The following is a 23,124-nucleotide window of genomic DNA, read 5'->3' as shown; positions in this document are numbered from 1 at the left end:
ATCGAAATCGCCAAAGGAAAAGGCCATCAAACCGAAAAACTTGTAAGCGCTGTGATTCTTTTTGTTTTCCCAGCAAAAAAAGGTATACTTGTCATAAGGAAGGGTGTCGCAAACAGAAAGGATGGTGTCTGTAAATGACGAACATAGACGAACATACAATGGCGTCTCTGCAGAGAGAAAATGCCAATCGGATGGTGGCGTTGCCGGATGGCAGCATGATGCCGCAAGTGGGGCAAGGAACGTGGTACTTGGGTGAGGATCCTGCAAAAAGGCAAGAGGAGATTGAGGCTTTGCGTTTAGGTGTGCAACTGGGCATGACCCTTATCGATACAGCTGAAATGTATGGGGACGGGAAGTCGGAGCACTTGGTGGGTGAAGCGATCAAAGGCATCCGCGACCAGGTTTATCTTGTTTCCAAAGTGTATCCCCATCGGGCCAGCCGGAATGAAATTTTGGCTGCCTGTGCCGAAAGTTTGCGCAGATTGGATACAGACCATTTGGATCTCTATCTGCTGCATTGGCGTGGCAATGTGCCTTTGTCCCAAACAATAGCCGGAATGGAGCAGTTGAAGGCGGAGGGGAAGATCGGCAGATGGGGCGTTTCCAACTTCGATATCCATGATATGCAGGATCTCTTGTCGATGGAAAACGGGAATCAATGCCAAGCCAATCAGGTTTTGTATCACCTCGGCTCCCGCGGGATAGAGTATGATCTGTTGAAATGGCAACGTGAGCACAACATTCCGATCATGGCCTACTCGCCGTTAGCGCAGGGAGGCCGGTTGCGCGAGCAACTGTTGGAGAGCGAGGAAGTGCAGAGCATCGCTAAAAAACACGGTGTCGAAGCGATCCAGATCATTTTGGCGTGGTGCATCATCCACCCGGACGTTGCAGCGATACCGCGCTCTTCGAATCCCGATCACACATATCTCAATGCCCAAGCTTCCAAAATCCGTCTCGATGAAGAAGATCTGAAACTGCTGGACGGAAGGTTCCCGGCACCCACCTTCAAAACGGCGCTGGATATCCTTTGAGGGTGAAACAAATTGTTTCATTTCTGAAACGAAAATCATTATGGTAAATCTGCAATCAAAATGTAAGGGGATTCTCCGGATGCGTCAGGGTTGTGCTATCATGAACTCATGAAAGCGAAAAGCCCTTTCACGGAAACTGGGAATGTAAGCCTTTCCTGTCCGGACATTCGGGCCCTTATCCGCTTTTGTCAGGGAATGCATTGTCACGACAGAATTTTTGAGCCGGCTGATCCGGAAAGCAAAAAGAAACCAAAAATAGGAGGAAGCATGCATGTCGAAAGAAGCTTTGAAGATTGTTACGATTGGTGGAGGTTCCAGTTATACACCGGAATTGATTGAAGGATACATCTTAAGAAAAGATGAATTGCCTATCAAAGAAATTTGGTTGGTGGATATCGAAGCAGGTAAGGAAAAACTGGAAATCGTCGGCGCAATGGCAAAACGCCAAGTCGAGGCGGCTGGATTGGACTGGGAAGTCCACTTAACATTGGATCGTTTCAATGCTTTGAAAGATGCGGATTTCGTAACGACGCAATTCCGTGTAGGTTTACTGAATGCCCGTATCAAAGATGAGCGCATTCCATTGTCCCATGGTGTTTTGGGTCAAGAAACCAATGGTGCAGGCGGAATGTTCAAAGCTTTCCGTACTATTCCGATCATCGGTCAAATCATTGCCGATATGAAAGTGCAATGTCCGGATGCATGGTTGATCAACTTTACGAACCCTGCAGGTATGGTGACTGAAGCAGCCATCAAACATTTCGGTTGGAAGAAAACAATCGGATTGTGCAATGTTCCGATCGGACACCGCAAAGTCGCAGCAGAAAAATTAGCGATTCCTGAAGAGGAATTATTATTCAAATTTGCCGGAATCAACCACTTCCACTGGCACCGTGTCTGGGATGACAAGGGCGCTGAACGCACAGATGAAGTGATCGATATGGTTTACGGACCGCAAAAAACCGAAGATGAAAATCATCTGAAAAACATCCACAGTGCACAATTCCACTACGAGCAATTGAAGGACTTAGGCTTGCTTCCTTGCGGATACCACCGTTATTACTATATCGAAGATGAAATGTTGAAACATTCCATCGAAGAATTCGAAAAAGGCGAAACACGTGCGCAGGTCGTCAAGGCAACAGAAACGCGCTTGTTCGAACTTTACAAAGATCCTGCTTTGAACTACAAGCCGGAAGAATTATCGCAACGCGGCGGTACGCACTACAGCGATGCAGCCTGCGAAGTGATCGCGTCGATCCAAAACGACAAACGTACGGACATGGTTGTATCAACAGCGAACAACGGCACGATCCAAGATATGCCTTATGATTGCGTCGTAGAAGTTTCCGCTTTGATCACAGCGCACGGAGCAGAACCATACAACTGGGGCGAAATGCCTTCCGCAGCCCGTGGCTTATTGCAAGGCATGAAAGCGATGGAAGAAACAGTCATCCGCGCAGCCATCACAGGCAGCTACGGTGCGGCATTGCAAGCCTTCACAATCAACCCGCTAGTGCCGGGCGGTACAACAGCCAAGACTTTGTTGGATGAATTGTTGTATGCACACAAAGAGCATCTGCCACAATTCGCAGAGAAAATCGCTGAAATCGAAGCAAACCAACCGGAAACAGTTGCTTACGTCGATGAATTGATGAAATCAAACTAATTAAATAGAGCGTGAAAAAGAGTGGCTGCCCGAAAAAAGGGGCAACCACTCTTTTTTTTTTGTTGCTCAACTGCGGCGAACGCAGGCTTCGCCGCAGTTGAGCAACATTTTGGCTTGCATTCTCCGATGAGGGGGCCTTCGCCGGAGCTGAGGCGGATCCTCGTCTGTGACCTCCGGCCGCGGCGGCCTAGCCGGAGGTACGCCTGAATTTCCCTTTCCTCCCGCGAATCATCACACTCTGTTTTAGTCCTCAAGCACCATGATTCCGACTCCTAGCAATCCGGGTCCGGTGTGGACACCCAATACCGGCGAGATTTGACCTTCGGCGTAGATTTTGGCCCCGGTGACCAGATCCTTCAGCTGTTCTTTCATGACGAGCATCTCTTCGTAGGCATCCCCATGGCAGATGGACAAGTAGTAATTTTTGTGCTGACCCAGTTTTTCGCGGGTCATATCGATCAGTTTCTGGATGCTCTGTTTGCGGCCGCGCACTTTTGCGACCGTGTCGTAGATGCCTTCTTCGTTGCAGGAGATGATCGGTTTGATGTTCAAGGCGCTTCCCAGGATCCCGGAAACTTTACCGATGCGGCCGCCTTTCATCAGGTACTCCAAGGTGCCGACCCCGAACAGGATGGTGGACTTTTTCACAGCTGCTTGTGTTTTCGAAACGACTTCATCGAACGGAAGTCCCGCTTCGATCTGCTCGGCAGCATAGAGCGCCACAAATCCGGATGCGATGGCGATATTCAGCGTATCGATGACAACGATCTGCATATCCTGGATATCTTCCGCCAACAATCTGATGGCTTGGCAGGTGCCGCTCAAACCACTGGAAATGGCGGATACGATCACTTGATCGAAGCCGTCCGCTTTGATTTTGGCGAAAGTGTCGGCAATCGTTTCCGGCAAAGGCAGGCTTGTCTTCGGTATCTCTTCCTGGAATCGTTCGTAGACTTGCTCCGGTGTGATGTCGACCCGATCGCGATAGCTCGCGTTTTTATAATTGATCATCAACGGTAAGGTGTAGATATGGTATTTGTCGAGCAGCTCCTGCGGAATATCGTTGCAGGAATCTGCCAATACGGCAATGGAATTAGCTTTCATCATTAATATTCTCCCCTTTATTGGATGCGTGACTGACGCCATCGACCAATATGATTTTTTGTGTCAACAATTTCGAAGCGAGCGACAGCGTGATCATCTTCAAAGCGATGTTTTCGCTGTGGATGTCCTCCAACGTATAGGTGAAATGCTCTTTCTTGTCGAGATCACGGAAGAGCATCCGGAATGCATACTCCAATTCTTGGCAGAAGGTGTCGTACGCGATCTGGAATCCGCGGATGGAGACTTGCAGTTCCAGGCCTTTTTTCACCTCCGACAACGGCAACACCTGCTTGAGCAAGGTGATGACGATCAGTTGGGCGATGTGGGTTTTGAAATATTTCTTTTTCTCTGGTTTATCGATCAGCTGCAGTTTTACGTAATTATTGATCATAGCCGGTGTGATGATGCGCTCTTCCTGGGTGGCGTTCAGGAAACTCAATTGCTTTTCGATGATGGCGATCACTTGATCGCTGTAGAGGCCAAAATCAGGCAGCTCGTCAAATCGGATGAACGTCAAGTCGAGCAGCTGTTGCTGATAGTCTTCCAATTCTGGTTTAAGCTTCACGGGACAACCTGCTTTCTGGACTGGAAAATTCAATCTAGTTTTCGATACTAGATATAATGCTTTTGATTACTAGATAAATGTAACAGTGTTCAAAGATAATTTCAATCGATAAGGCTCAGCATTGAGAGGATGGGACCAAAAAAAGAAGCCGTTTCAGGCTTCTTTCCAGTCATCGTATTCCGTTTCTGTTGCCGTACCGAAATAACGGGCGACTTCATGGGACGCATGCGCATCGGACCCCTTCTCGTAGGTGAGGCCGATCTTGATGGCGTAGGCCATCATTTCCGGATCCGGGTAAGTTTTGCCGTAGTCCGGTTTGTCGATTCCGGCAAAGTTGTAATCAAGGGTGTACCCGCTCTCCTTCACCTTATCCAACAGCAGCTTCCAGTCGATCGGGTCGCTGACGCGGTAGGCTTTTTGGAACTTATGGATCAGATTGATGTGCCCGATTTTTTTCGGGGTCAGTTCTCCATACGGAAGCGCCAAGGCTTTTTTGACAGCCGCTTCGTAAAGTGTGTAGAGCGTTTCGTAGCCGATTTCCGCGCCTTTTTGCGTGAACGATTCGCGGTCCAAGTCGATGCAGAAGTATTCTTCCGGCGCGAGCTGCACGAAATGCACGCTCAGAATCGAATGGGGAACGGTCTCCGGGTATTTTTCCAGGAAGGCGCGCGTTTCCGCTTCTTTTCCTTCCAGATAGTCCAATTCAAAACCGGCGTGGATTTCGATGCTTCCTTCATATTTTTTGGCAAGTGTGCGGACTTCGGCCAAGTAGGCATCGACGTCTTCAGGACGCATCGAGCTGTCTTTGTCCGGAAGCGGATCTTCCATCGGTAAAGGCGCGTGTTCCGTGAAGGTGAGGGACTGGAGGCCGGCCTCGATGGCAACCTTCACATAATTTTCCATTGCATCGGATGAACCGTGCAGGCAATAGGGGGTATGGACGTGTCTGTCGCTGAGCATCTTCTATCTTCCTTCCTTCGTAAAGTGTCATCATTTTAGGATACAATGTGGCGGCTTTCTATGGTATGATAACACCAACGTCTAATGGTATTCTAACGATATTCTAAGGATAACAGATGGACTATCAAAAAGAAATGGGAGTGAGACAGTTTGGACGAAATGATGACGAATGAATCGTTGCTAGCGAAGAAACAAAGAGAGATGGGGTTTCTCCATCATTTCCACCACTTAGGGTACGATCTGATCGACCTGGGAGTCGTAGAGAAATTTGAGTGGACACAACTGTCTCATGATGACTTGCACCTGATGCTGAACCGGCATAAATGGCAAAGCGGCGATAAACTTTTCGCCTTGCGCAGTGACTGGACGAATGCCATCGTGAGATACCGCAAGCAGTACCATTTACGCGCCGATAAAATAGCCTATTCCGGCCCGGTCTATTCGCTGCTTAAAGAGCGTCACCAATTGGGTGTGGAAACATTTACCGACTCGATTCCGAAACAGATCGAGGTTTTGGGGGATATGATCACATTCATGGAGAAGGAATTGGACATTTCTTTATCGGTTGCGGTAGTCAGCCATAACAAATTACTGAAAAAAATTCTGAACCCGCGGGAGTTGGAAGATCCTTCCGTCCGCAAGTTCATCTGTGAAAGAAACCAGGATGCCTTGAAGCATCGTTTGGGTGCGGACCATCCGCTGATCGGTTTGATGGATCAGGCACCTACGGAACAGGCCGGCTATCTGAAGGAAAACTATCCTGAACTGACCGGACATTTGAATGAACTGGCTGAATGGGAAGCTACGCTGAAAAGCAAGAACGTGGATTACGTCTACGCGGATATGCTGGCGTTGCCGAACCAATCCTATTACAAGGGAATCTTTATTCAGCTGTACGGCGAAAACCAAACGGAACCCGTCGCATCGGGCGGTCAATATACAAGCTCTTCCAAAGCATTCGGAATGGCCATCAACAATTAACGGAGGGAAAAAATGATTACTATCGCGCTATCAAAAGGCAGACAGCTTAAGGATTTTATCCAATACTTGGATGAAATCAACTTGACGGAATGGTCGACAGCATTGAAGTCCGTTTCTCGGGAACTGGTCATTCAGACAAAGGACACCCGCTTCATTTTGGTTAAAGGAGAAGATGTGCCTGTATATGTGGAAGAAGGGATCGCGGATCTGGGCATCACCGGAAGCGATATTTTGATCGAGCAGAACTGCAACATCAATAATCTGATGGATCTGCCTTTCGGTTATTGCCATTTCGCCATCGCCAGCAAAGAGAAAAAGGACGTATATCCAGTGGTTGCGACGAAGTACGTGAACTACACCAGACAATATTTTGATTCCATCAAGCAACCCGTGAAAATCATTGCGCTGAAGGGATCGGTCGAATTGGCCGCGACCATCGATATGGCGGATGCCATCATGGATATCGTCCAATCCGGCAAGACGCTGCATGATAACGGATTGAGTGAGCAGGTCCGACTTGATGACATAAACGCACGCCTGATTTCGAATAAGCATGCTTATTTCTCCAAATATGATGAAATCCAGACTATAATCAATCAATTGAAGGTGAAGGATAATGTACACAACTAAAACGTTCAAAGAAGCTTACAAAACAAAAAACACGATCGACTTTTCAAAGACGCAGGCTGTCATGGAAATCATCCAGACTGTTCAGGAAAAAGGCGACGCTGCGCTGTTCGAATACGCAAAACGTTTCGATGGAGCGGACATCACGGAATTGGAAGTGCCGCAGAGCGTCATCAAGGAAGCTTACGACCGCTTGGATGCGGACTTGCGTGCTGCGTTGGAGGAAGCCCGCGACAACATCACAGTCTATCAAGAAAGCATCAAATGGCAGCAGTCTCAGGCAGGGGAGCTGTACCAGAAAATCCATCCGCTGAATAAAGTCGGCATCTATGTGCCGGGCGGCAAAGCGAGTTACCCTTCCACAGTGCTCATGACTGCCGTTTTGGCCAATGTAGCCGGCGTAAAGGAAACGATCGTCGTGACCCCACCGCAAAAGACCGCCATCAACCAAGCAACTTTGGCCGCTTGCTATATCTGCGGCGTGACCCACGTTTATCAAGTGGGCGGCGCCCAAGCCGTGGCTGCCTTGGCTTACGGTACGGAAACCATTCCGCGCGTCGACAAAATCGTCGGACCCGGGAACCAATATGTCGCCTTGGCCAAAAAATTGGTCTACGGAGATGTCGGCATCGATTCGATCGCCGGACCATCCGAAATCGTTGTAGTCGTTGATGAAACGGCGAACAACGAATGGGTTGCCATCGACCTGCTGGCGCAAGCCGAGCACGATGAATTGGCCCGCACTTTCCTTGTCTGCGACAACGAAGAAAAATTGGCCGCCATCGAAGCCGAACTGCTTGTCCAAAAAGCGAAACAAAGCCGCATAGAGGTCATCGAGGAGAGTTTGAAGCACAATCACTTCCCGATTTTGACGAGCGGTAAAGAAGAGAACATCGAAGTCGTGAATCTGATTGCAGGCGAGCACGTCTCGATCCAGACAAAAGACGCAGAAGATTACATTGATGCCATCGAAACAGCCGGAGCGATCTTCATCGGTGAATATTCGCCTGAAGCAATCGGGGATTATGTTGCCGGCCCTAGCCATGTGTTGCCGACCGGAGGCAATGCCCGCTTTGCGAACGGTTTGTCCGTAAACGACTTCCTGCGTCCGAACTCTGTCCTGAACCTGAAGAAAGAAACGTTCCGGAAGATGGCTCCGGCCGGGATGCTGATCGCGACCGAAGAGTCGCTACAGGCCCACCACGATTCCTTGGCTGTCAGAATGGGGGACGACCAATGATCCGCATCAACAAAAATGAAAGTCCCATCCGTGCGCTGACAAATGAAGAAATTGCCGAAATAGCTGTAGCGACACGCTTCCAGGAATATACGGACGATGCCATCGACCGCTTGACGGAAGCGTACGCCGCTTTCCATGGTGAGGATCCAGCCTTGATCGCTTTTGCCAATGGATCGGATGAATGGATCCAGAAGTGCACAATCCTTTTGGGGGACGGACCGATCCTGATGCTGGAGCCGGATTTCGTCATGTACGAAGAGTATGCCGCACAATTCCAACGCGAAATCATCAAAGTGCCGTGCAGAGCGGATTATTCCTTTGACTATGACCAGGTGTACGCAGTCATCGAGAAGGAAAAGCCTGCTTATTTCATCGTTTCGCAACCGAACAATCCGCTGGGCGGGCTGCACCCTGCAGCTTTCATCCAAAAGACAGCAGATTTGTTGGCTGAATCCGGCGGCTATCTGATTTTGGACGAGGCTTACATGGATTTCGTGGACAACCCGCCGGCGCGGCCGGTCGGTGACCACGTCATCCTTTTGCGTACCTTGTCAAAAATTTACGGTTTGGCCGGTCTGCGCATCGGCATCGCCAGTTCGACGGCGAAAACGATGCAGTTGTTGAATTCCATCGCGCATCCGTATCCGCTCAATACCTTATCCTTGAGCATAGCGGCCTTCTTGCTGGAGCATCCGGAACGGCTGCGGGCCTTCATGGCTGATCAACGCCGGCTTTCCGCCAAGTTGAAGAAAATCTTCAATGAAGGCGTAGGAGATATTCTTTCCGTGCTGCCGAGCGAGACGAATTTCGTCTTCACTTACGGTGAATTGGCGCCTGCGTTGGGCCAATGGATCATCGACCACGGCTACCAGCCGCGCACCTATGAAAAATCAGGCATCCCGTGCATCGAAACGGCTGTCCGTTACTCGATCGCCACCGATGAACAGTTGGATGCCTTAGCCGAAATCATCAGAGAATGGAGAGAACAGCTGTGAGCGTATCAAAAGAGCGCATTACCAAAGAAACGAAAATCGCCATCACCTTGAAACGAGGGTTGGAACCTTCCGTCATCAATACGGGTGTGGGCTTCTTGAACCATATGTTGGATCTGTTCGCTTTCCATGGCCACTTCGTTTTGGATGTCCAGGTGGACGGCGACACGGATGTGGACGATCACCACACAACCGAGGATGTCGGAATCGTCTTGGGGCAGCTGCTGGCTGAACTGGGTCAGGACAAAGGGGCGATCAACCGCTACGGGAGCGCCTATGTGCCGATGGATGAAACCTTGGCCCGTTCCGTCATCGACATCAGCGGCCGGCCTTATCTGAGTTTCAATGCTGCGTTTTCGAAAGAGAAAGTGGGCAGCTTCGATGTGGAACTGGTTGAAGAATTCTTCCATGGTTTGGTCATCAACGCCCGCTACACTGCACATATCGACTTGATCCGCGGCGGCAACACGCACCATGAAATCGAAGCCATCTTCAAAGCCTTTGCGCAAAGCCTGCGCATCGCGATGGCCGATTCCGACGTGCAGCGCCTGCCTTCCTCAAAAGGAGTGATCGAATGATAGCAATCGTTGATTATGGTTTGGGGAACATCGCGAACTTGACGAACGCCATTCGTTTTCTTGGCTATGAAACGGTCCTGACGCATGACGAAGCAGAATTGCGCAAGGCGGACGTCATCGTCCTGCCGGGCGTAGGACATTTCAAGGATGCCATCGAGCGGATCGATGCGATCGGTTTGCGGGAACTGCTGACTGAATTGGAGCAGACAAAGCCGTTCATCGGCATCTGTCTCGGGATGCAACTCCTGTTCCAACACAGCGAAGAAGGCGATGTCGATGGGTTGGGCTTTTTGCCGGGCGAAGTGAAATACATCGTCAGCGATCTGCCGGTTCCGCATTTGGGCTGGAACAATCTGCATTCCAGTCATCCAGGTTTGGATAAGGATGTCTATTTCATCCATTCCTACAAGGTAGTGACCGACGAAAATGTTGTGGCAACGGCGGACTATGGCCAGGAAATCGTGGCGATCGTCCAGAAGGATAACGTCATTGGTATCCAGTTCCACCCGGAAAAAAGCGGGGATTACGGTCTGGAAATTTTGAACCAAGCTTTGCAAGGGGGATGGAAATAAATGATTGAGATTTGGCCGGCGATCGACTTGATCGACAACAAGAGTGTCCGTCTGACCGAAGGGGACTACGGCACGAAAGAAGAAATGCGGCGTACGCCTCAGGAAGCCATCGCTTTTTATGCGCAATATGAGCAAGTGAAACGCATCCATATCGTGGACCTGATGGGCGCTTTGAACCAAAAACCGGAAGAAACACCGTTCATCGAGCAGCTTTTGCAGCAGAGCGCATTGCCTGTCGAAATCGGCGGGGGCATCCGTTCCGAAGAAACCATCAAGCACTATTTCGAAAAAGGCGCCAGCTATGTGATCGTCGGGACGAAAGGGCTGCAGGATCTGCCTTGGTTGGCTGAGATGACGGCGAAATATCCCGGCAAGATCTACTTGGGACTGGATGCTAAAGGCGAACTGGTAGCTGTGAACGGTTGGACCGAAACGGGCCGCCAAACCATCTATGATGTCGTGGAAGCGACGAATCCGATGGCCTTGGGCGGCATCATCTATACGGATATCTCGAAAGACGGCAAGATGGCCGGACCGAACTTTGAGTTGACGGGCAAACTTGTCGAACTTTCGACCCATCCCATCACCGCATCAGGCGGCGTCCGCAACATCGAAGACATCAAAAAATTGGAAGCTTTGGGAGTGGCGGCAGCCATCGTCGGCAAAGCGGCCAATACGGATGCCTTCTGGGAGGGCTTGGCATGATAAAGAAACGGATCATTCCCTGCCTGGATGTGAAGGACGGCACCGTCGTAAAAGGGATCCAATTCAAGGGATTGCGGGAAATCGGCGATCCGGTCGAATTGGCGAAGCGCTACAATGCTTTGGGTGCGGATGAACTGGTCTTTCTGGACATCTCCGCAACCGAAACCGGGCACAACCTGATGATCGATGTCATCCGCAAAACGGCGCAACAGCTGTTCATCCCGATGACGATCGGCGGCGGCATCAAATCGACGGATGACATTTCCCGTCTGCTGAACGCCGGAGCCGATAAAGTCAGCCTGAATTCATCGGCGTTGGCGAATCCGCAGCTGATCAAGGAAGCGAGCGACAAGTTCGGCAGCCAATGCATCTGCATCGCTGTCGATGCGAAATGGGAAGCCGACAAAGAGGAATGGTATTGCTATACCCACGGCGGCAAAAAACGGACCGACATCAAGACGTTGGACTGGGTGCAGCAAGTGGAAGCGCTGGGGGCCGGGGAATTGCTGGTCACCAGTATGGACTATGATGGCATGAAGCAAGGCTTCGATCACCGCCTGCTGAATAAAATCCAAGCCTTGGTTTCGATTCCGGTCATCGCTTCCGGAGGCGGCGGCAATGCCCAACATTTCGCCGACTTGTTCAAGGAAACGGATGTATCGGCCGGATTGGCAGCTTCCATCTTCCATGATGAAGAAGTGTCGATCGCTGAAGTGAAACAATGCTGTACTGAGAATGGAGTGGATATGCGCAATGTCTAAATACGATAAACTTGTGCCTGACTTTTCGAAAGGGTTATTGACTGTCGTTCTTCAGCACTTTACGAACAAAAATGTTTTGATGGTCGGCTTCATGAATGAAGAGGCCTTTGAATTGACGAAACGGGACGAGGTTGTTTGGTTCTTTTCCCGAAGCAAGAACAGACTTTGGAAAAAAGGCGAGTCCAGCGAGCATTACCAGTTCGTGAAGGACATGTACCTGGACTGCGATCAGGACGCGTTGCTGATCATGATCGATCCGGCCGGACCAACTTGCCACCGCAACACGGAAAGCTGTTTTGATGTGCCGGTTGCCTTTGGATTGGATGACTTGGAAGAGACTATCCGCCAGCGCGCTGTCGGACATGATGAAAAATCATACACGAACTACCTGCTGGATAAAGGCACAGATAAAATCGCCAAGAAATTCGGCGAGGAAGCCTTCGAAGTTGTCATCGGCGCGAAAAACCACGACAAAGAAGAGGTCGCCAACGAAACAGCAGACCTGCTTTATCACCTCGGCGTACTCCTGTACGACCAAGGCGTCGACGTAGCCGATGTGACCAAAGTACTGATCGAACGCCACCAAAAGAAAAACAACTTCAAAGGCGAACGAAAAGATGTAGATAATTACTAGGATACGATGAATCCCGTTTAGAAATCGAGCACTAAGAGGACAAACACAAAGCGGACGCTTTTTGTCCGCGTGTGGTTGTCAACTTAGGCGGAGAGTTCTGGGATTCAGAGTTCGACTATTAGGAGAGTGTGATGATTCGCGTTTAGACACCCGAACGTTGGAGTAGCCCACGAAGTGAGCCTCTCTTGTTCACTACGTGGGGTGCGAAACGTTAGCGGTGTCTGCGAATCAGAACTGTTCTAGGATACGTTGAATCCCAAATTCTGTTTTATCCGATGACCGGAGCTATCCCTTGACAGAAGGGGCAGTTTCGGTTATTTTTTGTCTTGAAGAGATAATGTTTCCATATTAAACAAAAATGGGGCGATTACGATGAATGTGTTGGCTGTTGAACTGTCTATGCGGCTTTTCGATTCCAATTCTCTGAAGGACAAGCGCAGCGTTGTGAAAAGCATCCTTGCCAAGATCCATCAGCGTTACAATGTCAGCATTGCGGAAGTATCGGCACAAGATATGCTGAACCAGGCCGTCATCGGGTTGGCGGTTGTCAACAGTTCGCGGGTCCTCTGCCAAAAAATCGTGGATAAAATCATTGAGGAAATCGAATCGAACTATCCTGTGGAAATCTACCAAATCAACGAAATCGAATGAGAAAAGTAAATAGGGGCTGTATCAGAACCAGCGTAGCACTCTCTGGATCTGATGCAGCCCTTTTTGTTGCTATTAGCACTCTGGTTGTCCGATTCAATCGGATTACCGGACAACTTTCGCTCTAGTTATGGCTGCTGCCTGCAGAATAGGCCGTCTACGTATGAGACAGCCCGTTGATCCGTTATTTGAAGACTTTAAGGAGCTCGTAGCGGAAAGAAATATATGTGTAATTTTGACGATTGTACATCTCGCGCGCCGTATCCGCTGCATCAGCCACTAAAAGGACGGTCTTCCCGTCGGCATGATCCATCACGAATTGCTGCAGAGCCGTTCCAATCCCTTTACCCCGGGAATCTACAGCAACGTGAAAGTTATCGATTTCAATACTTTCCTCTTTCAGATAAAGGTCGATGGAACCGACCGCTTCATCGGAGCGCAGGGCCACGATGGGACGGAAAGCTGGGTTGTCGAATTTAGCTTGGGTGTAGGGCTGCTTTTGTTTTGCGAATTCCTCGCTGACTTCCTTGTCTGCCCGTGCGGACAAAGCCAGATAGGCGCTGCGGTTGTCGGCGTTCACCCATTCCACTTTGACATCGGAAGGTGTTTCATCAATCCGCGTCGGCTCAAAGGTTCCGGGAAGGGCCGCGTACAGTTCCAATACATCGAGGCTGAAGTCGTTCGAACCCAGATAGGAAATGATCGGCTGCGGAATTTCGCAATCTTCGGGCCAAATGAATTTTATGAAATCCTGGTTATCTTTTTGATGCGCTGATTTCAAATAGGCTTCCGCCTCGATGAATTCAGCGAAGGTTGGCACGCGATGGAAAATCACGTAATTTTCGATATACATAAAAAGGGCCGTTTCATTGTGATAGTGAGTGTACAGAGAGGTTTCTTTGACTACTGACTTGCTATGTTCGATATCCTTGAAAGAAAAGGTCATTTTTGGACTCCTTAAAAAAGAAAAATTGATGCACGCTTCAAGATATGATAGCATAGGAAAGGAATTTGTTACAATAAGCTGAAACAACATATGCGGTGGAAAGCGCTAGGGATAACTGACTAAAAAGCAGCATCTTCTGCGAATTTCATTTTTATAAAGGTTCATAGGCTTATGTTTTGTAAATAGATAGGAGATATAAATGAGAGATTATCAAAAATTGTACGAAAACATAAAGGCTTTTCATAAATTGAAGCCTTGGGAAATAATGAAAGACACGGACGTAGTCGGAATCAAATATTCCGATCGCAAGGAGCCGGTATTCTTTGCCTTGGATGGGCTGGATGAGGACAGCATCGGGTTGAGCGTCTTCCGGGATGTTTCGGAATACATCCTTTATTTGGATCTTTTGGAGTCGGAGTTTACGGAAGCGGATGGCATCGGGGAATATACCGAAAAGCTGAAAAACATCAGGCTGGAATTCGTCGACAGAAATAAACTGGAAGAAATCGACTATAACCGCATCCGCACAACGGATGTCAAATTCCGCGGCAAGAAAGCTTGGCCGGAACTTCTGGATTTTACTCCAGGCTTTGTTCCTTGGTCGGCGACCGAAGAGGACATCGCTCTTTTCGAGCGGGTGCTGGAGAGCTTTTTGGAAATGTTCCCTGTCTACAGCAAGCTGGACTTTGACAAGTCTTTTGCTGCGGATGATGTTCCGACGCGCTACTATTACCAAGCCGGAACAAAGGACAGTGTCTGGAAATTGAAAGAGGAACATATCCTCGCGTTCCTGACTGGTGGCGAATTGACGAAAGGTCCATACGATCTGATGCTTTCCCAGTTCGAAATCCGTCGTCTGATGATGGAAAAGAAAAGCTTCCTAAGAAACACTTTCGAAATAGACTTGTTCTATTTGCCGCAACCAATCACTTTCAAAGAAGGGGAGCGGCCGCGTTTTGTGAAGATGATGGCCATCGCTGATAAAAAATCAGGGGAAGTGCTGCTGGCCACTGTGCTGACTTCCGATAAATCACGCGATATCCAATTCGAATTGTACAAATATCTGTTTGAGGCGAAAGTTTTTCCCGCAAAAATCGAAATGCGCGGCGACAGCGTGTTGGAAACCTACGAAATGTTGGTTCCCTTGCTGGATGAGCTGGACATCGCGCACGGTGAAAAGAGCAGATTACGGAAAATCGAGGCTTTCCGCAAAAGCCTTTCGGAAGATATCTTCTGAGAACAAGCCTATTTTTCTGAAATAAGCATCATAAGAAAACAAAACAATTTTGCGTTGCGTAAAATTGTTTTGTTTTTTGTTTTTTTCAAAATGAATGGTAAAATGGTTAAGAAGAAAAGACAACGAACTAATGCACGCCTCAGAGCTTATTTTGTTCCGGATAAAGGGGTTTTTACGTGTTCAATCAAGAGAATGTGAAGTTACTGACGAATACAGAGTTAAAGGTATACGAGTACATCGTGCAGCATACCCAAAAAGTCATCCGTATGAGCGTTCGCGAGATAGCTTCCGAGACCCATGTATCGCCGGCGACGGTTACGCGGACCATCAGCAAGTTGGGTTTCGAAAATATCTGGGAGTGCAAGCTGCATCTGAAGGAAATGGACAACCGCAAACACAATAAGAAGGTGTTTGAAACTTCCGAAATCGTCGAAGAGTTTTTCAGCCGTTCCATGCAGTCGGAATACGAAGAAAAAATACAAGCTGCAGTCGAAATGATATCCAATTCCGATGTTGCCCTCTTTTTCGGCATCGGCACTTCTGGCCTGATTGCTGCCTATGCATCCCGACAGTTTTCAAACTTGGGTCAAAGCACTTTCCATATCCAAGATCCCTACTATCCATTTCACTTGATCAGCCGGCAATATACAAATACCGTTGCAATTGTTTGTTCCGTTTCCGGAGAAACAGAGATCATGTTAAGGAAAGCGGGAGATCTGAAGAGTCTGGGCAGCAAAATCATCAGCATCACGAATTCCTCCACCAATTCGTTGGCAAGGCAATCAGATATCAACCTCGCCTATCACCTGACGCCTGAATATGTCGACGAAGAGGTCAACGTCACTTCCCAATTGCCGGCCGTGTTTTTGATTGAAACACTGGCAAGACGCAATTATAATTACATGCAACAAATGCGCAACCATAAGCCTCAATGAAAGATTAGGCTGAAACAAAACGTTTCTTTTGTGAAACATCATTCCAAAAGATGATTGTTGTTCCTTTACGGGGTGAAACTGTTTACATTTCGTTCACAAACTCTATAATAGGGTTATGTTGAAAAACAGAAAGCGCATTCGCGATCTGGAAACGACTCTTTTTAAAAGAAGAGAGTTCGCTTTTGAAAATCATGTAACCGCTTAAAGGCGGTCGGCTTCCTGAGTGGAAATCGATAGGGAAGGAATGGGAATATGTATCATAAGAAATTGAAACCGTTTAAAAAAGGTTTTTTATGGGGGTCCGCAACCAGCGCATATCAAGTTGAAGGCGCTTGGGACGAAGACGGTAAAGGCCCATCTGTTCAGGACGTGAAGGAAATCGTTCCCGACACTTCCGATTTTAAAGTAGCTACTGACCATTACCACCACATGCAGGAAGACATCGCATTGTTGGCTGAGATGGGATTCAAAACCTATCGCTTCTCGATTTCATGGTCACGGGTCATTCCTGACGGTGACGGAGAAGTCAATCCGAAAGGGCTTCAGTTCTACAGCGATTTGATTGATGAATGTCTGAAATACGGCATCGAACCGTTAGTGACGGTCTATCACTTTGACTTGCCGCAAGGGCTTGCTGAAAAAGGTGGCTGGGAAAACCGCGCCACAATCGATGCTTTTGTCCGCTACTGCGATGTCCTCTTCGATAACTTAGGAGACCGCGTCAAATTATGGCTGACGATCAATGAACAGAACATGATGATTCTTCACGGCGCTGCAGTCGGTACCGGTGAAAGCACTTTGAAATCCTTGTACCAACAAAACCACCACATGCTTGTTGCGCAAGCGATGGTGATGAACAACTGCCACGAAAAATTGCCGCATGTCAAAATCGGACCGGCACCGAACATTTCGGCCGTCTATCCGAAATCGAACAACCCAGCGGATGTCCAAGCAGCCGATCTGTATACCGCAATCCGTAACTGGCTTTATCTCGATATCGCCGTATACGGTGTATACAATCACCAAGTGTGGGCTTACCTGGAAGAAAACGATGCATTGCCTGACATGGAACCGGGTGACTTGGAGATACTGAAATCCGCAGAATGCGATTTCATCGCCTTCAATTACTACAACAGCTCGACTGTTCAAGCCTATCCAGCCGGAACGGAACGCAAAGCAGGCAAAAAAGATCAGCAATTATCAGATAGCCAAGAAGGATTCTTCGCAGGATCCGACAATGAGCATCTTCCTTATACAGAATTCGGTTGGCAGATCGACCCCACTGGATTCCGCACGACGATTAACCAAATTTACTCTCGTTATCGTAAACCCCTGATCGTTACTGAAAACGGTTTAGGCGGTATTGATAAGCTGGAAGATGGGAAGGTCCATGATAATTATCGGATCGACTATCTCCGCAACCATATCGAACAGATGAACCTGGCTGTTACGGATGGAGCAGATGTGTTCGGCTACTGCACCTGGAGTGCAATCGACCTTATCAGCACCCACCAAGGGTTCCGCAAGCGTTATGGCTTTGTTTACGTCAACCGGGAAGACTTCGATCTGAAAGATCTGAAGAGATACCGGAAAGATAGTTTCTATTGGTACAAAGGAGTGATCGCGTCAAACGGGGAGAAACTGGAAGGTTAGAGGTAGAAAGCAAGAAAAGTTTTTCGCACCATCCGTTGTTGATAAAGAACAGCGGCAAATGAAGGCGAAAGACGAATGCCCATTGTTCTGATACTGACTGGCAGAATCCGGACAAGCAATCATATCAATTTATATTACTGTTTTCGAAGACGGCACGCTGTCTTCACAAGTGTTCCTAACAGAGGAGGATTTTATTATGGATAAATTCTTAGATACATTACAAGAAAAATTAGGACCAATTGCTTACAAATTAAACGAAAACCGTTACCTTTCAGCAATCAAGAGCGGGTTCTTCGGAGCAATGTCCCTACTGATCATCGGATCTATTTTCCTATTGTTCGCTAACTTACCGATTCCGGGTTATGCAGACTTCATGGCAGGCATCTTCGGTGCCAACTGGACAGAATTCTTCATGGTACCTTACAACATGACAATGAACATCATGACCTTGTTCGTTATGATCGGGATTTCCCAAGATTTGTCAAAACACTACGGCTTGGATGATCTGGCAGGAATCATCTATGGTATCGTTGGGTTCCTTATCTTGACTCCAACATTATTGAGTGCTGAAAACGCATCAGGAATCCCAATGGGTAACTTGAGTGCCAGCGGTTTGTTCCTAGGTATGATGAGTGCTGTTTTCGCAGTCGAAATCATCCGTTGGGTATTGGCTCGCGGCTGGAAATTAAGCATGCCTGAATCTGTACCATCAAACGTTGCTAAATCATTTGACGCATTGATCCCTGGATTATTCGTTATCCTGATCTTCAACATCTTGCGTATGGTATTCGCTTTGACACCTTACGAAACAGCTCAATCATTCATCTTCGAAATCATCCAAGCACCACTGACTAGCTTAGGTGCAACATTGCCTGCAACTGTCTTGGTACTGATTTTGGAAACACTTTTGTTCTCATTCGGTCTTCACGGTCCAAACATCTTGGGTGCTGTAATGCAACCAATCTGGTTGACTTTGACTGCAGAAAACGCAGATGCTTATGCTGCAGGTTTGGAATTACCGAACATCGTCAACTACCAATTCTATGCAAACTTCATTAAAATCGGTGGTGCCGGTTCAACATTAGGTTTAGCATTGTTGTGCTTATTCGCAGCAAGATCTACTCAATTCAAAACACTCGGAAGATTAGCGATCGGACCTGGATTGTTCAACATCAATGAGCCTTTGATCTTCGGTATGCCAATCGTATTGAACCCAATCTTGATGATTCCATTCATCTTGACTCCAGTAATCTTGGCTATCCTTACTTACATCGTGATGAGCATCGGATTGGTTCCTCTTACAAACGGGGTAAACATTCCATGGACAACTCCTCCAGTATTCTCTGGTTTCTTGATCAGCGGATGGAGAGGTGCTGTATGGCAAATCGTTGAAACATTCATCAGTGCTGCAGTCTTCTACCCATTCTTCAAAATCGAAGACAACAAAGCATACAATGTTGAAATCGGTGAAGTTGAAGCTGATGCTTCAGGAAACGTAGTAGCATAATAGCATCTCAATGAGCCCCTTTTATAGGGGCTCAAATATATATAAGGGTGGAGAAAATATTATGGCAGACAAAACAATCATGTTAGTATGTGCAGCTGGAATGAGCACCAGCTTACTTGTATCAAAAATGCAAAAGGCGGCGGCAGCGCAAGGATTGGACGCTGAAATTTTCGCAGTATCCGCTTCAGAAGCAGATGCACACTTGGCTAAGAAAAAAATCGATGTCCTGATGTTGGGACCTCAAGTTAAATACATGAAGAAACAATTCGAAGATAAAGTTGCCGGCACGGACACAAAAATGGATGTCATCAACATGCAGGACTACGGCATGATGAACGGCGAAAAAGTATTGAAAACAGCCCTCACTTTGATGGGCGAATAATAAAAACGCTTAAGGAGTTTCTCTAATGGCAGAACCAAAAAACCTGGATGTCATCATGCAATTGATCATGCATGGAGGCGATGCAAAAGGAAATGCGATTGAAGCGATCGAAGCCGCAAAAGCAGGAGACTTTGCATTAGCGAACGAAAAAATCAGCGAATCGGAAAAAGCATTGGTGGAAGCTCACCATGCGCAGACCGGCCTGTTGACACAAGAAGCATCAGGAGATGCAGTGGAACTGTCGTTATTGATGGTCCATGGACAAGATCATTTGATGACGTCCATCGCATTCAAAGACTTGGCGAAAGAAATCGTCGAAATCTATGAGAAAATCGCAAAATAATCACTAGACACCAAACATAGATGGACCATAAATCGCTCATATGATTTATGGTCCATTTTGTATTTCGGGAAGCAGAAACAAACTAACAGAAAGTGGGTCATGATATGCAACATAAAAAATTGAAGGATTTTCCGGAAGGTTTCTTATGGGGATCTGCCTCAGCAGCCTACCAAGTTGAAGGTGCTTGGGATGAAGATGGGAAAGGCGTATCTGTATGGGATACTTTTGTCAGGATTCCCGGCAAGACTTTTAAAGGAACGAATGGGGATGTAGCGGTTGATCACTACCACCGGTTCAAAGAGGATGTCGCGCTGATGGCTGAACAAGGGCTGAAGGCTTACCGTTTTTCGATTGCCTGGAGCCGGATCTTCCCATACAACATGCAGGAAGTGAACGAAAAAGGTCTGCAGTTTTATGACGGCTTGATTGATGAGTTGCTGGCGAATCATATTGAACCGGTTGTCACATTGTATCATTGGGATATCCCGCAATATCTGCAGGACGATTATCTGGGATGGGAATCGCGCCAGATAATCGAAGACTTCACCACTTACGCAGAAACGGTGTTCCGGAGATACGGCGACCGTGTCAAATATTGGGTATCCTTGAATGAGCAAAATGTCTTCATTTCACACGGCTATTTGATGGCGACCCATCCGCCGGCAGTGAAGGATCCGAAACGGATGTACCAAGCCAACCATTATGCGAATGTAGCAAATGCGGCGGCAATCAAAAAATTCCGTTCGCTTGGATTGGATGGGCAAATCGGGCCGAGTTTCGCTTATTCGCCGGGCTATCCGATTGACGCACGCCCAGAAAACATTCTGGCGGCGGAGAACTTCGACGAATTGAATGCCTATCTGTGGATGGACGTCTATGCAAAAGGAGAATACCCTTCGGTCATCTGGAATTGGTTGGAAGAAAACGATCTGCAGCCCGAGACCCGACCGGAAGATTTCAAGATATTGAAAGCAGGGAAACCGGATTTCATGGGTGTGAATTATTATAAGACATCAACGGTTGCTGCGAATCCATTGGATGGCGTCGGCATCGGCACGCCGAACTATTCCGGCGAAAAGGGGAGTACGGAAAGAGGCGGGATTCCAGGCGTCTTCAAAGAAGTGCTGAATCCATTTGTCGAAAAAACCAATTGGGATTGGGATATCGATCCGGTGGGCCTTAGGATTGCTTTGCGTCGGATAAACAGCCGATACGGACTGCCGATATTGATAACCGAAAATGGATTGGGTGAGTACGACAAGCTTAAAGAGGGTCAGATCCATGACCAGTACCGGATCGATTATTTGAACGACCATGCCAAAGCGGTCCAGGAAGCCATCACGGATGGTGTCACCGTGCTTGGTTACTGCACGTGGAGCTATACCGATCTTTTGAGTTGGCTGAACGGGTATCAAAAGCGCTATGGATTTGTTTATGTGGACCGAGATGAAGACAGTCCGAAAGAGTTGAAACGTTACAAAAAGGCCAGCTATTACTGGTACAAAGAGGTCATAGAACAAAACGGCAAGAACCTGAAGTAGTGTCCTCGCTCCGCGAAACCCGAAAGAAAGCGGTTAACTGAAACCGCTTGAAAATTTATGAAAGTGTTTTCGACAAACGCTATCATATGTGTTATAATAATCGCATATCAAATTAATTTTATGGATGGAGAGAATGAATATGGCAGACAAAACAATCATGTTAGTATGTGCAGCTGGAATGAGCACCAGCTTACTTGTATCAAAAATGCAAAAGGCAGCAGCAGCGCAAGGATTGGACGCTGAAATTTTCGCAGTATCCGCTTCAGAAGCAGATGCACACTTAGCTAAGAAAAAAATCGATGTCCTGATGTTGGGACCTCAAGTTAAATACATGAAGAAACAATTCGAAGATAAAGTTGCCGGCACGGACACAAAAATGGATGTCATCAACATGCAGGACTACGGCATGATGAACGGCGAAAAAGTATTGAAAACAGCCCTCACTTTGATGGGCGAATAATAAAAACGCTTAAGGAGTTTCTCTAATGGCAGAACCAAAAAACCTGGATGTCATCATGCAATTGATCATGCATGGAGGCGATGCAAAAGGAAATGCGATTGAAGCGATCGAAGCCGCAAAAGCAGGAGACTTTGCATTAGCGAACGAAAAAATCAGCGAATCGGAAAAAGCATTGGTGGAAGCTCACCATGCGCAGACCGGTCTGTTGACACAAGAAGCATCAGGAGATGCAGTGGAACTGTCGTTATTGATGGTCCATGGACAAGATCATTTGATGACGTCCATCGCATTCAAAGACTTGGCGAAAGAAATCGTCGAAATCTACGAGAAGATCGGCAAATAACATAATAAATGCAAGCGGATATTCGGATTAAAACCCGATATCCGCTTTTTTATTCGCGTTTTTTTGGTTCGCACTCTAATGAAGGAATAGATAAATCTGGTCATTTATTCGACGGTCCGGGTTTTTATCTGCTGAAAAGTGTTGACAATGGGAGGTGCCAGGTGGTAGTATTTAGAAGTTGTCCACGAGAGCAAATAAAACAATTGAAAATAATTGTTGACATGCAATCGTGTTGATGATAAGATATAAAAGTTGCTGCTTCGAGCAGTCAGCAGTAAATGTTTTTGAAAAATATTTCAAAAACAGCTTGACGGATAAACGAAGCCGTGCTAATATAAATAAGCAATCACGTAATACGTGATGCGCCATTGACCTTTGAAAACTGAACAAAGAATGAACGAACCAAATGTGCAGGGAGCTTCGATTTCGGTCGAGGCAAACGAAGGCGATACTTAGTATCGCAAACATAAAGTCAGCAAGAAATTAAGAGCTATCAGCTTAACATGTAGGATTTCTGTACAAGAGTCCACATTTACATGAGAGTTTGATCCTGGCTCAGGACGAACGCTGGCGGCGTGCCTAATACATGCAAGTCGAACGGTCTTTTCTATGGAAGCTTGCTTCCACTGAGAAGATAGTGGCGAACGGGTGAGTAACACGTGGGTAACCTGCCCATAAGAGGGGGATAACATCCGGAAACGGGTGCT

The 23,124-nt window shown here is 47.5% G+C and carries 25 protein-coding genes and 1 rRNA gene; 22 read left to right on the top strand and 4 right to left on the bottom strand.

Annotated elements, in window-relative coordinates; translation table 11 throughout:
* The first annotated feature begins 134 nt into the window (after positions 1-134).
* Complete coding sequence (locus BM184_RS13970; RefSeq protein ID WP_086943958.1) at positions 135-1,034, top strand: aldo/keto reductase; 900 nt, start codon at positions 135-137, stop codon at positions 1,032-1,034.
* Between the two features lie 271 nt (positions 1,035-1,305).
* Positions 1,306-2,703 (top strand): 6-phospho-beta-glucosidase, encoded by a 1,398-nt coding sequence (locus BM184_RS13960; protein ID WP_086943960.1) that lies wholly within the window; start codon positions 1,306-1,308, stop codon positions 2,701-2,703.
* A 243-nt stretch (positions 2,704-2,946) separates the two neighbouring features.
* On the opposite strand, the gene BM184_RS13950 is transcribed toward BM184_RS13960, so the two are convergent.
* The 3 genes from BM184_RS13950 to hisJ form a co-directional block, all read right to left on the bottom strand.
* Positions 2,947-3,807 (bottom strand): DegV family protein, encoded by an 861-nt coding sequence (locus BM184_RS13950; protein ID WP_086943983.1) that lies wholly within the window; start codon positions 3,805-3,807, stop codon positions 2,947-2,949.
* Complete coding sequence (locus tag BM184_RS13945; protein WP_177208685.1) at positions 3,797-4,372, bottom strand: DUF1836 domain-containing protein; 576 nt, start codon at positions 4,370-4,372, stop codon at positions 3,797-3,799. The genes BM184_RS13950 and BM184_RS13945 overlap by 11 nt, the downstream gene beginning before the upstream one ends.
* Before the next feature lie 153 nt (positions 4,373-4,525).
* Positions 4,526-5,332, bottom strand: coding sequence for a histidinol-phosphatase HisJ (gene hisJ, locus BM184_RS13940; protein WP_086943963.1), 807 nt, complete (start codon positions 5,330-5,332; stop codon positions 4,526-4,528).
* A gap of 159 nt (positions 5,333-5,491) precedes the next feature.
* On the opposite strand from hisJ, the gene BM184_RS13935 reads away from it, so the two are divergent.
* The 10 genes from BM184_RS13935 (at position 5,492) to BM184_RS13890 (ending at position 13,073) form a co-directional block, all read left to right on the top strand.
* Positions 5,492-6,313, top strand: a complete 822-nt coding sequence (locus tag BM184_RS13935; RefSeq protein WP_245830790.1) for an ATP phosphoribosyltransferase regulatory subunit — start codon at positions 5,492-5,494, stop codon at positions 6,311-6,313.
* A gap of 12 nt (positions 6,314-6,325) precedes the next feature.
* Positions 6,326-6,943, top strand: a complete 618-nt coding sequence (hisG, locus tag BM184_RS13930) for an ATP phosphoribosyltransferase (protein WP_086943965.1) — start codon at positions 6,326-6,328, stop codon at positions 6,941-6,943.
* Positions 6,930-8,180, top strand: a complete 1,251-nt coding sequence (gene hisD, locus BM184_RS13925) for a histidinol dehydrogenase (RefSeq protein WP_086943966.1) — start codon at positions 6,930-6,932, stop codon at positions 8,178-8,180. Before hisG ends, hisD begins: the two co-directional genes overlap by 14 nt.
* Entirely contained in the window at positions 8,177-9,175 is a 999-nt protein-coding gene (locus BM184_RS13920) for a pyridoxal phosphate-dependent aminotransferase (RefSeq protein WP_086943967.1), read from the top strand. The genes hisD and BM184_RS13920 overlap by 4 nt, the downstream gene beginning before the upstream one ends.
* Positions 9,172-9,750, top strand: a complete 579-nt coding sequence (gene hisB / locus BM184_RS13915) for an imidazoleglycerol-phosphate dehydratase HisB (protein ID WP_086943968.1) — start codon at positions 9,172-9,174, stop codon at positions 9,748-9,750. The genes BM184_RS13920 and hisB overlap by 4 nt, the downstream gene beginning before the upstream one ends.
* Complete coding sequence (gene hisH, locus BM184_RS13910; RefSeq protein WP_086943969.1) at positions 9,747-10,322, top strand: imidazole glycerol phosphate synthase subunit HisH; 576 nt, start codon at positions 9,747-9,749, stop codon at positions 10,320-10,322. The genes hisB and hisH overlap by 4 nt, the downstream gene beginning before the upstream one ends.
* Positions 10,323-11,027: a 1-(5-phosphoribosyl)-5-((5-phosphoribosylamino)methylideneamino)imidazole-4-carboxamide isomerase gene (gene hisA / locus BM184_RS13905; RefSeq protein WP_086943970.1), complete on the top strand. Its 705-nt coding sequence runs from the start codon at positions 10,323-10,325 to the stop codon at positions 11,025-11,027.
* Positions 11,024-11,788 carry an imidazole glycerol phosphate synthase subunit HisF gene (hisF, locus tag BM184_RS13900; RefSeq protein ID WP_086943971.1) on the top strand — a complete coding sequence of 255 codons (765 nt, stop codon included), beginning with the start codon at positions 11,024-11,026 and terminating at the stop codon, positions 11,786-11,788. The genes hisA and hisF overlap by 4 nt, the downstream gene beginning before the upstream one ends.
* Positions 11,781-12,422, top strand: coding sequence for a bifunctional phosphoribosyl-AMP cyclohydrolase/phosphoribosyl-ATP diphosphatase HisIE (gene hisIE, locus BM184_RS13895; RefSeq protein ID WP_086943972.1), 642 nt, complete (start codon positions 11,781-11,783; stop codon positions 12,420-12,422). The genes hisF and hisIE overlap by 8 nt, the downstream gene beginning before the upstream one ends.
* A gap of 372 nt (positions 12,423-12,794) precedes the next feature.
* Positions 12,795-13,073 carry a DUF503 domain-containing protein gene (locus BM184_RS13890; protein WP_086943973.1) on the top strand — a complete coding sequence of 93 codons (279 nt, stop codon included), beginning with the start codon at positions 12,795-12,797 and terminating at the stop codon, positions 13,071-13,073.
* Positions 13,074-13,254: 181 nt separating this feature from the next.
* On the opposite strand, the gene BM184_RS13885 is transcribed toward BM184_RS13890, so the two are convergent.
* On the bottom strand, positions 13,255-14,016 hold the full coding sequence (locus BM184_RS13885) for a GNAT family N-acetyltransferase (protein WP_177208684.1): 762 nt from the start codon (positions 14,014-14,016) through the stop codon (positions 13,255-13,257).
* Positions 14,017-14,215: 199 nt separating this feature from the next.
* Between BM184_RS13885 and BM184_RS13880 the strand changes: the two genes are divergently transcribed.
* The 10 genes from BM184_RS13880 to BM184_RS13835 form a co-directional block, all read left to right on the top strand.
* Entirely contained in the window at positions 14,216-15,253 is a 1,038-nt protein-coding gene (locus BM184_RS13880; protein ID WP_086943975.1) for a DUF7309 domain-containing protein, read from the top strand.
* A gap of 176 nt (positions 15,254-15,429) precedes the next feature.
* Positions 15,430-16,188 (top strand): MurR/RpiR family transcriptional regulator, encoded by a 759-nt coding sequence (locus BM184_RS13875; protein WP_086943976.1) that lies wholly within the window; start codon positions 15,430-15,432, stop codon positions 16,186-16,188.
* A gap of 252 nt (positions 16,189-16,440) precedes the next feature.
* Positions 16,441-17,841 (top strand): glycoside hydrolase family 1 protein, encoded by a 1,401-nt coding sequence (locus tag BM184_RS13870; RefSeq protein ID WP_086943977.1) that lies wholly within the window; start codon positions 16,441-16,443, stop codon positions 17,839-17,841.
* Positions 17,842-18,037: 196 nt separating this feature from the next.
* A complete protein-coding gene (locus BM184_RS13865) occupies positions 18,038-19,348 on the top strand; it encodes a PTS sugar transporter subunit IIC (protein WP_086943978.1) in 1,311 nt (436 codons plus the stop codon).
* 61 nt (positions 19,349-19,409) lie between these two features.
* The gene (locus BM184_RS13860; RefSeq protein ID WP_068561594.1) at positions 19,410-19,730 is read left to right on the top strand and encodes a PTS sugar transporter subunit IIB; all 321 of its coding nucleotides are present in this window, start codon (positions 19,410-19,412) and stop codon (positions 19,728-19,730) included.
* A 25-nt stretch (positions 19,731-19,755) separates the two neighbouring features.
* Positions 19,756-20,073 (top strand): PTS lactose/cellobiose transporter subunit IIA, encoded by a 318-nt coding sequence (locus BM184_RS13855; RefSeq protein ID WP_086629794.1) that lies wholly within the window; start codon positions 19,756-19,758, stop codon positions 20,071-20,073.
* Between the two features lie 104 nt (positions 20,074-20,177).
* Positions 20,178-21,614 carry a glycoside hydrolase family 1 protein gene (locus tag BM184_RS13850; protein ID WP_086943979.1) on the top strand — a complete coding sequence of 479 codons (1,437 nt, stop codon included), beginning with the start codon at positions 20,178-20,180 and terminating at the stop codon, positions 21,612-21,614.
* Positions 21,615-21,753: 139 nt separating this feature from the next.
* Positions 21,754-22,074, top strand: a complete 321-nt coding sequence (locus BM184_RS13845; RefSeq protein WP_068561594.1) for a PTS sugar transporter subunit IIB — start codon at positions 21,754-21,756, stop codon at positions 22,072-22,074.
* A gap of 25 nt (positions 22,075-22,099) precedes the next feature.
* Entirely contained in the window at positions 22,100-22,417 is a 318-nt protein-coding gene (locus BM184_RS13840; RefSeq protein ID WP_086943980.1) for a PTS lactose/cellobiose transporter subunit IIA, read from the top strand.
* A gap of 532 nt (positions 22,418-22,949) precedes the next feature.
* Positions 22,950-23,124 (top strand): 16S ribosomal RNA (locus BM184_RS13835); the annotation flags it as partial.

It is taken from the genome of Trichococcus pasteurii, from assembly GCF_900112935.1.
In the GTDB taxonomy this organism is placed as follows: Bacteria; Bacillota; Bacilli; order Lactobacillales; family Aerococcaceae; genus Trichococcus; species Trichococcus pasteurii.
This window is presented reverse-complemented; position numbering and strand designations above follow the sequence as displayed.

Excerpts from the sequence above, each read along its gene's own strand:
- BM184_RS13935 (WP_245830790.1), top strand. The coding sequence starts at position 5,492 with ATGATGACGAATGAATCGTTGCTAGCGAAGAAACAAAGAGAGATGGGG.
- hisG (WP_086943965.1), top strand. The coding sequence starts at position 6,326 with ATGATTACTATCGCGCTATCAAAAGGCAGACAGCTTAAGGATTTTATC.
- BM184_RS13970 (WP_086943958.1), top strand. The coding sequence starts at position 135 with ATGACGAACATAGACGAACATACAATGGCGTCTCTGCAGAGAGAAAAT.
- hisA (WP_086943970.1), top strand. The coding sequence starts at position 10,323 with ATGATTGAGATTTGGCCGGCGATCGACTTGATCGACAACAAGAGTGTC.
- BM184_RS13840 (WP_086943980.1), top strand. The coding sequence starts at position 22,100 with ATGGCAGAACCAAAAAACCTGGATGTCATCATGCAATTGATCATGCAT.
- BM184_RS13885 (WP_177208684.1), bottom strand. The coding sequence starts at position 14,016 with ATGACCTTTTCTTTCAAGGATATCGAACATAGCAAGTCAGTAGTCAAA.
- BM184_RS13860 (WP_068561594.1), top strand. The coding sequence starts at position 19,410 with ATGGCAGACAAAACAATCATGTTAGTATGTGCAGCTGGAATGAGCACC.
- BM184_RS13950 (WP_086943983.1), bottom strand. The coding sequence starts at position 3,807 with ATGAAAGCTAATTCCATTGCCGTATTGGCAGATTCCTGCAACGATATT.
- BM184_RS13870 (WP_086943977.1), top strand. The coding sequence starts at position 16,441 with ATGTATCATAAGAAATTGAAACCGTTTAAAAAAGGTTTTTTATGGGGG.
- BM184_RS13890 (WP_086943973.1), top strand. The coding sequence starts at position 12,795 with ATGAATGTGTTGGCTGTTGAACTGTCTATGCGGCTTTTCGATTCCAAT.
- hisJ (WP_086943963.1), bottom strand. The coding sequence starts at position 5,332 with ATGCTCAGCGACAGACACGTCCATACCCCCTATTGCCTGCACGGTTCA.
- hisF (WP_086943971.1), top strand. The coding sequence starts at position 11,024 with ATGATAAAGAAACGGATCATTCCCTGCCTGGATGTGAAGGACGGCACC.
- hisH (WP_086943969.1), top strand. The coding sequence starts at position 9,747 with ATGATAGCAATCGTTGATTATGGTTTGGGGAACATCGCGAACTTGACG.
- BM184_RS13960 (WP_086943960.1), top strand. The coding sequence starts at position 1,306 with ATGTCGAAAGAAGCTTTGAAGATTGTTACGATTGGTGGAGGTTCCAGT.
- hisD (WP_086943966.1), top strand. The coding sequence starts at position 6,930 with ATGTACACAACTAAAACGTTCAAAGAAGCTTACAAAACAAAAAACACG.
- BM184_RS13865 (WP_086943978.1), top strand. The coding sequence starts at position 18,038 with ATGGATAAATTCTTAGATACATTACAAGAAAAATTAGGACCAATTGCT.
- BM184_RS13845 (WP_068561594.1), top strand. The coding sequence starts at position 21,754 with ATGGCAGACAAAACAATCATGTTAGTATGTGCAGCTGGAATGAGCACC.
- BM184_RS13920 (WP_086943967.1), top strand. The coding sequence starts at position 8,177 with ATGATCCGCATCAACAAAAATGAAAGTCCCATCCGTGCGCTGACAAAT.
- hisIE (WP_086943972.1), top strand. The coding sequence starts at position 11,781 with ATGTCTAAATACGATAAACTTGTGCCTGACTTTTCGAAAGGGTTATTG.
- BM184_RS13855 (WP_086629794.1), top strand. The coding sequence starts at position 19,756 with ATGGCAGAACCAAAAAACCTGGATGTCATCATGCAATTGATCATGCAT.
- BM184_RS13850 (WP_086943979.1), top strand. The coding sequence starts at position 20,178 with ATGCAACATAAAAAATTGAAGGATTTTCCGGAAGGTTTCTTATGGGGA.
- BM184_RS13880 (WP_086943975.1), top strand. The coding sequence starts at position 14,216 with ATGAGAGATTATCAAAAATTGTACGAAAACATAAAGGCTTTTCATAAA.